Genomic DNA, 8,917 nt, shown 5'->3' with positions numbered 1-8,917 from the left:
CCTGCAGCACATAGGCGCTTTCATAGCTGAAGGCGCCGAACGGGGCATCGTCGGCCGTGCTGCCGTTGAGGCCCGGCACAAACAGGTAGTCGGCCAGCCAGTCCTTGTCCTCATGGCTGTAAAGGCAGTGCGCCGCGGTGAGCACGGTGCGCGGCCCGATCAGCGTTGCCGAGCAGCTGCCATAGCTGCCGGTCTTGGGCGACTTGGCTTCGAGATAGCCGATGGCCGAGAACGGGTAGGTCTTGGTGTTCTTGACCTGCACGCGATCGTCGGTGCCGAAGACCTGGCGCCCGGCTTCGCCCTCGCCGAGGTCCGGATCTTCCGTCTTGCGCTGCGTTCCTTCCGGCCCATCGGCCGGAGCGTTCAACTGCTTGATGATCAGTTCCCGGAGCGCCTCGCTCGGCTCGATCTTGATTTCCTTGCCATCCGCGGAACGCCCGATGATGCCATAGGATTTGACCGCCGTTGCCTCGTCGGTAAGCGGCGCGGCGCGGCTGTCTTCGTCGGTAAGCTTCGGCGGCGCTATAGGCTTTGCCCGCCCGGGCTTGAAGTCGCCCGAAGTAACGTCCCGCATGCTTTCGCCATTGCCGGCACTGGCGGAGCCAGGGTCGGCGGCGAAAGCCGGGATTGCCCACATTGCGGTGGAAAGCAATGCGGAAGCAAGGATGGTGTTTGTCAGTTTTGTCATGGTGAGACTCTCCCAAAAGTCAGCAAGGACTGGATCAAAATACAGAAATATTGTCGAGATCGTGGTGACGCCGAAAAATGAGTTTACTCACCGGCCTTCTCCCCGAGCGTTCTTCTAGGCGGTCATTTTCAAGGCCCCCGCCAAAAAAATTCTGCCGCTATATACTGCCTAAAATAATCCAAGATTGGCAATGACAAATCGCTTCCACGTAGCCCGTGGGGGGCTATAGGATTTTGTGCGGGTTCTGCTCGCGGGCACGGTTAGCAAAAGTGGGATTCGGTTTTGTGACCGGTCGCGCCGACTGGCGGCGCGCATCCGGTTCGCTGAAACCGACTTCATCTCCTTACGCAATGCCCGACGCCGATCCCGCGCGGGAGAATTGTCTCAGGAGGTTCGGGTGCACATCACAAATCGGTTCGGGCCGGTCGTTGCTGCTTCGCTGCTTGGCATCGCCGCCGTCATTACTTCAATCAACACCAGCCAGGCCGACGAGAGCACTGTCAGGCCGGAAGCCGCGATCTCGCCGATGCAACGGGTCAACGATGCCCGAGCCAAGGCGGCGGCGGAAAATCCGGACGGCGCCGATCGCGTCTATGGCGGCAACCAGGCCGAAAAGGGGGCCTATCCGTTCCAGGTTGCGCTGCTTACTTCAGCCAGGCTCGACGAGAACCCGGCCTCCCAGGCCAATGCGCAATTCTGCGGCGGCAGCCTGATCGCACCGCAATGGGTGCTGACGGCGGCGCACTGCCTCCACGACAAGGGCAAGCCCATCTCTCCGGATTCGGTCACGGTGCTGACCGGCGCCACCGATCTCAGCGAAGGCAAGCGCCATAAGGTCACCGAGGTCATCGTCAACGAAGGCTACAGCGAGCAGACGCTCGACAACGACCTCGGCCTGCTCCGGCTCGCCGACGCGGCGGATGCGCCGACCATCAAGCTCACTCACGACAAGACGCCCGACACGGGCAAGACCACGGTCACCGGTTGGGGCAAGATGCAGGACGGCACGTTCCCGACCACGCTGATGGTCGCCGATCTCGACCTGCAGCCGAACAGCGCCTGCAACAGCGGCATCAAGGCGATCTACGCGCATGATCTGAAGGAAGCACTTGGCGACCTGTCCCATCGCATGCGCTATTCCGAGAAGGGCATCGATGCCGCCGCCAATGCGATCGCCGCCGACATGACCGACCCGCTGACATCGAACATGATCTGCGCCGGCACCACCAGCGGCGTGCGCGATGCCTGTAACGGCGACAGCGGCGGTCCGCTGTTCATGACCGGCGCCAACGGCCCGGTTCAGGTGGGTGTCGTCAGTTGGGGCGAAGGCCCTGCCGACGGCAGTGCGGCCTGCGGCCACAAGGATGCCTATGGCATCTATACGCGGCTGGCCAACTACACCGGCTGGATAGAAACGAAGATGAAGACGCCGGCTCCCGCGCCGGAGAAGCCCAAGCCCGGCCTCGGCACCGCGCAGCGGCCGGCCAAGCCCTGAAACGCGGCTTTCTGCCCTCACAGGAAAACGGCGGGACATCTCCCGCCGTTTTTGTTTGCCGGCTTGCTGGCCTACTTCCTTGACGGACCTTTGCGCTCAGCAGAAGCAGCCCACAGATTGATGTCGGATTCGCGCGCGTAAGTATCGATCTCGGCCAGTTCGGCATCGCTGAAATCCAGCGCCTTGAGCGCGCCGACGCAGTCCTCGACCTGCTCCGGCCTTGAAGCGCCGATCAGCGCCGACGTCACCTTGCCCCTGCGCAGCACCCAGGCCAGCGCCATCTGCGCCAGCGTCTGGCCGCGCTTGCCGGCGATGGCGTTGAGCGCCTTGATGTTGGCGACGGCGTGGTCGTTGATGAAGGCCGTCTTCAGCGACTTGCCCTGGGAAGCGCGGCTGCCTTCAGGGATGCCGCCGAGATATTTGTCGGTCAGCATGCCTTGCGCCAGCGGCGAGAACACGATGGAGCCGACGCCAAGTCCTTCCAGCGTGTCGAGCAATCCGTCTTCCTCGACCCAGCGGTTCAGCATCGAATAGCTCGGCTGGTGGATGACGCACGGCGTGCCGAGCTGCTTCAGGATATCGGCGGCTTCCCGGGTGCGCTGTGAATTGTAGGAAGAGATGCCGGCATAAAACGCCTTGCCCGAACGCACCGCATGGTCGAGCGCCCCCATCGTCTCTTCCAGCGGCGTCTCCGGATCGAAGCGGTGCGAATAGAAGATGTCGACATAGTCGAGCCCCATCCGCTTCAGGCTCTGGTCGAGACTGGCCAGCATGTATTTGCGCCCGCCCCATTCGCCATAGGGCCCGGCCCACATCTCATAGCCCGCCTTGGTCGAGATGATCATTTCGTCGCGGTACGCGGCAAAGTCCGTGCGCAGGATTTCGCCGAACGCGGTCTCGGCCGAGCCGGGCGGCGGCCCGTAATTGTTGGCGAGGTCGAAATGCGTGATGCCGAGATCGAAGGCCCGGCGCACGATCGCCTGCTTGGTCCTGTGCGGTGTGTCGTTGCCGAAATTGTGCCACAGCCCGAGCGAGATCGCCGGCAGTTTGAGGCCGGAGCGCCCACAGCGATTGTAGATCATTTTCTCATAACGGTTTTCGGCGGCGACATAGGGCATGGGGAAATCCTCGGATCTGAAACAGACTGGCGGCAATTCGCGGAACGCGACGACCGGACCAACGCCCCACCCTTACCCTCTCCCCGGCGAAACGGGGAGAGGGATAAGCAAAATTATCGATAATCCTACTTCTTCTTGGCCAGCAATTCCTTGGCTTCCTTGACGCCCAGGGCGGCCGGCCGCTCGCATGTTGTCTGCATGGCGACGAACTTGCCGGTTTCGCCTGAACGCAGGATGCCGGTCATGACATCGACCGCGTGCAGGGCCAGTTCCATCGAACAGCGGTGCGGCCGTCCTTCGACGATGGCCAGCGCCATGTCGGCCAGCCCCGCGGTGCGGTAATTGGCCATCATGCCATGGCCGTGCATCTCATTGGGCACGCCAAGCGGATGCTTCCATTTCGGCAGCTTCTTGACCGGCTTGCCCTCTTCGGTGAAGCGCACGTCGCCGCCGAAGAAGTTCGGATCGGGCACGAACACCGTGCCCGCTTCGCCATAGAGTTCCATCGGCGCATGGCCATGCGCCCAGACATCCCAGCTGGTGTTCAGCGTCACCACCGCGCCATTCTCGAACTCCAGCAGGCCGTGGATGGTCGTGGGCGTGTTGACCGGGATTTTCTCGCCCGCGCGCGGCTTCGAGGTGATGATGCGTTCCTTGGCCGGGGTGGTCGTGAAGGCCGCGACCTGTTTCACCGGCCCGATCAGCTGGATCAGGTTGGTGATGTAATACGGCCCGATGTCGAGCACGGGTCCGGCCCCCGGCTGGAAGAAGAAATCCGGATTGGGGTGCCAATGCTCCATGCCGTGGCCCATGACGTGGCAGGTGCCGCTGGTGATCTTGCCGAGCTTGCCCTCGTCGATCAGCTCGCGCACCAGCTGATGCGCACCGCCGAGAAAAGTGTCGGGCGCCGAGCCGATGCGCAGCCCCTTCTTTTCCGCACGCGCCTTGAGGTCCTGGCCCTCCTTGAGCGACAGCACGAACGGCTTTTCGGAATAGACATGCTTGCCGGCGTCGAGCACTTGCTTCGACACCTCGTAGTGCACGGCCGGAATGGTCAGATTGACGATGATGTCGATGTCATCGGCCTTGAGCAGGTCCTCGACCGTCTCGGCGCGCAGCTTGAACTCCTTCGCCCGCGCTCTGGCCGCGTCCATGTTGATGTCGGCGCAGGCGCGCATCTCGATGCCGCGAAACAGCGGCGCCAGCGAAAAATACGCCTTCGAGATGTTGCCGCAGCCGATGACGCCAATACCCAGCTTCTTTGCCATTGTGGTTGTTCCTAGTAGTTCTTGACGGTTGCGATCGAGCGGCGCGCGAAGCGCTCGATGTCGTTGGGATTGTCCTGCTCCATGACGAAGTACTTCGCCGCGCTTTTTGCCCGCAGCACCTTGATCAGGCCGGCCCAGTCGATCGTGCCGTGTCCGACGTCCGACCAGCCGTCTTCGTCGAGCCCCTCGCCCGCCTTGGCCATGTCCTTGACATGCACCGCGACGATGCGCTTGCCGTGCTTCTCGATCCAGGGCAGCGGATCGGCGCCGCCGCGTATCACCCACGCGACATCCATCTCCCAGCCGATGTCGGGCGCCGAGGACAGGATATGGTCCTGCGGCACCGAACCGTCCGCGAGTGCCTTGAACTCGAAATCATGATTGTGCCAGGCAAAGCCGTAGCCGGCCTTCGAGGCGGTCTCGCCGACCCTGGCCAGGCGCTCGCCGAAACCGCGCCAGCCGGCGGCATCGGACGGCCTGTCCTCGGCCATCAGGTAGGGGCAGATCAGAAGCTTGATGCCGAGCGTTTCCGCGATTTTGCGCACGCCGCCGAAATCGTTCTCGAGCGCATCGATCGAGAAATGCCCGGTCGGCATCGACAGGCCGTTCTTGTCGAGTTCGGCGCGGAAGGCCTTGGGATCCTCATAAACGCCGCCGAAGCCCTCGACTTCCTTGTAGCCGAGCTTGCCGAGCGTGGCGAGCACGCCTTCCCAGGGCTGGAAATTGCGGGCGCTATAAAGTTGGAATGACCAGTTCATCGTCTCTGTCCGTTCTGCTTGGGATGATCTTGGGGGGATGGTTCTTGGGGGATGGTTTTCGAGAGCTACATGCGGTTGCCGGATTGGGTATCGAACAGTGAGGCTCGCGCGGGGTCAAAGCCGATCCGGATCGGATCGCCGTTGCGCAGCGTCTTTTCCGCCTCGACGCGGAACGAGAAATTATGGCCGCCGAGCTTGGTCCACACCAGCGTGTCGGAACCCATCGGCTCGACGATCTCGACGGCGGCATCGGTTGCGAAGGGCATGGCGTTCGCCGCCTCGCCGAAGGCTATATGCTCGGGCCGGATGCCGAAGACACAGGCGCCGCCCTTGTTGCCGGCTCCGTCGAACGCATAGCGGTCAAGCGGTATGGACACGCTTCCGGTCCTGAACATCGGCGGGGTGCCGCCTTCCAACTGACCTTCGATAAAGTTCATCGCCGGCGAGCCGAGAAACCCCGCAACGAAGCGGTTGACCGGCCTGTTGTAGATGGTCTGCGGCGCGTCGAGCTGCTGGATGACGCCGCCCTTCATCACCGCGATGCGGTCGGCCAGCGTCATCGCCTCGATCTGGTCATGCGTGACATAGATCATCGTGTTCTGCAGCTTGCGGTGCAGAAGCTTGATCTCGACGCGCAGTTCCGAACGCAGCTTGGCGTCGAGGTTGGAGAGCGGTTCGTCGAACAGGAAGACATCGACGTCGCGCACCAGCGCCCGCCCGATGGCCACGCGCTGGCGCTGGCCGCCGGAGAGCGCGGCCGGCTTGCGTTGCAGAAGCGGCTCGATCTGCAGGATCTCGGCGGCGCGCGCGATGCGCTTGGCGATATCGTCCTTGGGCACGCCGGCGACGCGCAGTCCGAAGGACAGGTTCTTCTCCACCGTCATCTGCGGATAGAGCGCATAGGACTGGAACACCATGCCGATGCCGCGGTCCTTGGGCTCTTCCCAGGTGACGTTCTTGCCTTTGATGAAGATGCGGCCCTTCGAGATATCGAGCAGCCCGGCGATGCAGTTGAGCAAGGTCGACTTGCCGCAGCCGGAGGGGCCGAGCAGCACGATGAATTCGCCTTCGGCGACATCGAGATTGAGCGTCTGCAGCACCGAGACCGCGCCGAAATTGAGCGACAGGTCCTGGATCGAAACGCTGGTGCCGTTCGCCGCCATCGCCATCACCCTTTCACCGCGCCGGCGGCAATGCCGCGCACGAACAATTTGCCTGAGATGAAGTAGACGATCAGCGGCACCAGTCCGGTCAGGATGGTGGCGGCCATGTTGACGTTGTATTCCTTCACGCCTTGCACCGAGTTGACGATGTTGTTGAGCTGCACCGTCATCGGATAGGTGTCGGGCCGCGTGTAGACGACGCCGAACAGGAAGTCGTTCCAGATGCCGGTCACCTGCAGAATGACGGCGACGACGAAAATCGGCAGCGACATCGGCAGCATGATGCGCAGATAGATGCCCCAGAAGCCGGCGCCGTCGACGCGCGCCGCCCGGAACAGTTCCTCCGGCATCGAGGTGAAATAGTTGCGGAACAACAGCGTCAGGATCGGCATGCCGAAAATGGAATGCACGATGACCAGGCCCGTGAGGCTGCCATAAAGCCCGATCTCGCGCAGGATGATGACGATCGGATAGATCATCACCTGATAAGGGATGAAGGCGCCGACGATCAGGATGACGAAGAACGTATCGGCGCCCTTGAAGCGCCAGTTGGCCAGCGCATAGCCGTTCACCGAGGCGATGGCGATCGACAGGACCACCGAAGGAACGGTGATGCGCACCGAATTCCAGAAGCCGCGTGAAAGCCCATCGCAATTCAGCCCGGTGCAGGCCTGCGACCAGGCCTTGACCCAGGGCTCGAAGGTGATCTCGAGCGGCGGCGAGAAGATGTTGCCGAGGCGGATTTCCGGCATGCCCTTGAGCGAAGTGACGACCATCACATAGAGCGGCAGCAGGTAATAGAGCGCCACCACGATGAGCGTGCCATAGAGGAAGATGTTGCGGCGCGAGAACATGTGCCGCGGCTTCGGTCCGCTCGGTCCCGAAGCGTCGGCACGGGCAACGCTCTGAGGCATTGCGGCGGAAACGGCATGATCAGCCACGCTTGCGCCCTCCGAATTCGAGATAGGCCCACGGCACGATGACGATCATCACCGAGAGCAGCATCATGGTCGAGGCGGCAAAGCCCTGGCCGAGATTCTGGGCGAAGAACATGTAGTCATAGACATATTTGGCCGGCACTTCGGAAGCGATGCCAGGGCCGCCGCTGGTCTGGGCGACAACGAGGTCATAGACCTTGACGATACCGGACGCGATGATGACCAGCGTGGTGATGAAGACCGGCCGCATCATCGGGATGATGATGAACAGGTAGGTCTTCCAGGTCGGAATGCCGTCGACGCGCGCGGCTTTCCAGATGTCCTCGTCGATGCCGCGCAGGCCCGCCAGCATCAGGCACATGATCAGCCCCGTGCCCTGCCAGAGCGCGGCGATCAATATGCCGTAGATGACGATGCTGGAATTGTAGAGCGGATCGAAGCTGAAGCCTGTCCAGCCAAGGGCGCGTACCACGCTCTGCACGCCGAAGTCCGGATTGAGCAGCCATTGCCAGACCAGTCCGGTGACAATGAAGGAAAGCGCGAAGGGATAGAGAAAGATGGTGCGAAACGTGTCCTCGAAGCGGATCTTCTGGTCGAGCAGCGCGGCAAGCAGGAAACCGATCACCAGCGAGAAAATCAGTGACAGCACGCCGTAGATCAGCAGATTCTCGATCGAGACCAGCCAGCGCGGCGTCGCCCACAGGCGGTAATACTGGTCGAGGCCGACGAAATTCAGCCGCGGCAGCAGCTTCGAATTGGTGAAGGAGTAGAGCACCGTCCAGGCGGTGCCGCCGACAAAGACCACAAGTGCGGTGAGCACCATCGGGATCGAGGCGATCTTCGCATTGAGATTGCGGAAAATCTGGTTGGGGCGTTCGCTCTTGCTCATCTCGGCAACCGGGCTGGGACAATGAGGACATCACGCTCCCGACCTTCGCAGGGAAGGCCGGGAGCAGGCGGGGGCGCCTGAGATCAATCGGCCGAAGCGATGATGTCGGCGAAGCGCTTCTGCGCCTCCTCCACCGTCATCTCGGGCTTGGCGAAGAATTCGGAGAACAGATCCTCCTTCTGCTTCTGGCTGTCCTGCGAAAGCAATTGGTCCGTCCACGGAATGACGGCGCCCTTGGCTAGGATGGCGAGGCCCTTCTTCATGCAATCGTTCGCCGCGTTGAGGTCGACGTCGCCGCGCACCGGCAGCGAACCCTTCTTCAGGTTGAAGGCGACCTGGGTCTTGGGATCGAGCAAGGTCTCGGCCAGCACTTCCTGCGCCTTGGCCTTTTCGCCATCCTTGAGCAGCGGGAAGTAGAAGGCGTCGCCGCCCGTGGCGATGACCTCGTTCAGGCCAAGGCCGGGAAGGCAGGTATAATCCTTGCCGGCAACCTTGCCCGCGACCTGGAACTCGCCCTGCGCCCAGTCGCCCATGGTCTGGCCGCCGGCCTTGCCGGTGATGACCATGTTGGTGGCCTGGTTCCAGTCCTGCACATTGGTG

Annotated in this window: 8 protein-coding genes and 1 pseudogene; 1 reads left to right on the top strand and 8 read right to left on the bottom strand. The window is 62.3% G+C overall.

Annotated elements, in window-relative coordinates:
* On the bottom strand, positions 1–688 hold a 688-nt coding region (locus J0I79_RS01180; RefSeq protein ID WP_292854612.1), incomplete at its 3' end, for a trypsin-like serine protease.
* A gap of 397 nt (positions 689–1,085) precedes the next feature.
* Between J0I79_RS01180 and J0I79_RS01175 the strand changes: the two genes are divergently transcribed.
* Positions 1,086–2,183: a trypsin-like serine protease gene (locus J0I79_RS01175; protein WP_292854609.1), complete on the top strand. Its 1,098-nt coding sequence runs from the start codon at positions 1,086–1,088 to the stop codon at positions 2,181–2,183.
* Between the two features lie 71 nt (positions 2,184–2,254).
* Here the strand turns inward: J0I79_RS01175 and mgrA are convergent, their stop codons facing one another.
* The 7 genes and pseudogenes from mgrA to J0I79_RS01140 form a co-directional block, all read right to left on the bottom strand.
* A complete protein-coding gene (mgrA, locus tag J0I79_RS01170; protein ID WP_292854607.1) occupies positions 2,255–3,301 on the bottom strand; it encodes an L-glyceraldehyde 3-phosphate reductase in 1,047 nt (348 codons plus the stop codon).
* Between the two features lie 125 nt (positions 3,302–3,426).
* Positions 3,427–4,569, bottom strand: a complete 1,143-nt coding sequence (locus J0I79_RS01165) for a Gfo/Idh/MocA family oxidoreductase (RefSeq protein ID WP_292854604.1) — start codon at positions 4,567–4,569, stop codon at positions 3,427–3,429.
* Between the two features lie 11 nt (positions 4,570–4,580).
* Complete coding sequence (locus J0I79_RS01160; protein WP_292854601.1) at positions 4,581–5,327, bottom strand: sugar phosphate isomerase/epimerase; 747 nt, start codon at positions 5,325–5,327, stop codon at positions 4,581–4,583.
* A gap of 65 nt (positions 5,328–5,392) precedes the next feature.
* Positions 5,393–6,490 carry a sn-glycerol-3-phosphate ABC transporter ATP-binding protein UgpC gene (gene ugpC, locus J0I79_RS01155; RefSeq protein WP_292854618.1) on the bottom strand — a complete coding sequence of 366 codons (1,098 nt, stop codon included), beginning with the start codon at positions 6,488–6,490 and terminating at the stop codon, positions 5,393–5,395.
* A gap of 5 nt (positions 6,491–6,495) precedes the next feature.
* A complete protein-coding gene (locus J0I79_RS01150; protein ID WP_292854615.1) occupies positions 6,496–7,404 on the bottom strand; it encodes a carbohydrate ABC transporter permease in 909 nt (302 codons plus the stop codon).
* A 19-nt stretch (positions 7,405–7,423) separates the two neighbouring features.
* Entirely contained in the window at positions 7,424–8,317 is an 894-nt protein-coding gene (locus J0I79_RS01145; protein ID WP_292854599.1) for a sugar ABC transporter permease, read from the bottom strand.
* 83 nt (positions 8,318–8,400) lie between these two features.
* A pseudogene (locus J0I79_RS01140) lies at positions 8,401–8,917 on the bottom strand (carbohydrate ABC transporter substrate-binding protein); the annotation flags it as partial.

Source organism: Mesorhizobium sp. (assembly GCF_017306585.1).
Lineage (GTDB): Bacteria > Pseudomonadota > Alphaproteobacteria > Rhizobiales > Rhizobiaceae > Mesorhizobium.
The sequence above is the reverse complement of the archived record's forward strand: the minus strand, read 5'-3'. Positions and strand labels throughout refer to the sequence as shown.

Bases quoted from the DNA above. Each gene is read 5' to 3' on its own strand.
- mgrA (WP_292854607.1), bottom strand. From the start codon at position 3,301: ATGCCCTATGTCGCCGCCGAAAACCGTTATGAGAAAATGATCTACAAT.
- J0I79_RS01160 (WP_292854601.1), bottom strand. From the start codon at position 5,327: ATGAACTGGTCATTCCAACTTTATAGCGCCCGCAATTTCCAGCCCTGG.
- ugpC (WP_292854618.1), bottom strand. From the start codon at position 6,490: ATGGCGGCGAACGGCACCAGCGTTTCGATCCAGGACCTGTCGCTCAAT.
- J0I79_RS01150 (WP_292854615.1), bottom strand. From the start codon at position 7,404: ATGCCTCAGAGCGTTGCCCGTGCCGACGCTTCGGGACCGAGCGGACCG.
- J0I79_RS01165 (WP_292854604.1), bottom strand. From the start codon at position 4,569: ATGGCAAAGAAGCTGGGTATTGGCGTCATCGGCTGCGGCAACATCTCG.
- J0I79_RS01145 (WP_292854599.1), bottom strand. From the start codon at position 8,317: ATGAGCAAGAGCGAACGCCCCAACCAGATTTTCCGCAATCTCAATGCG.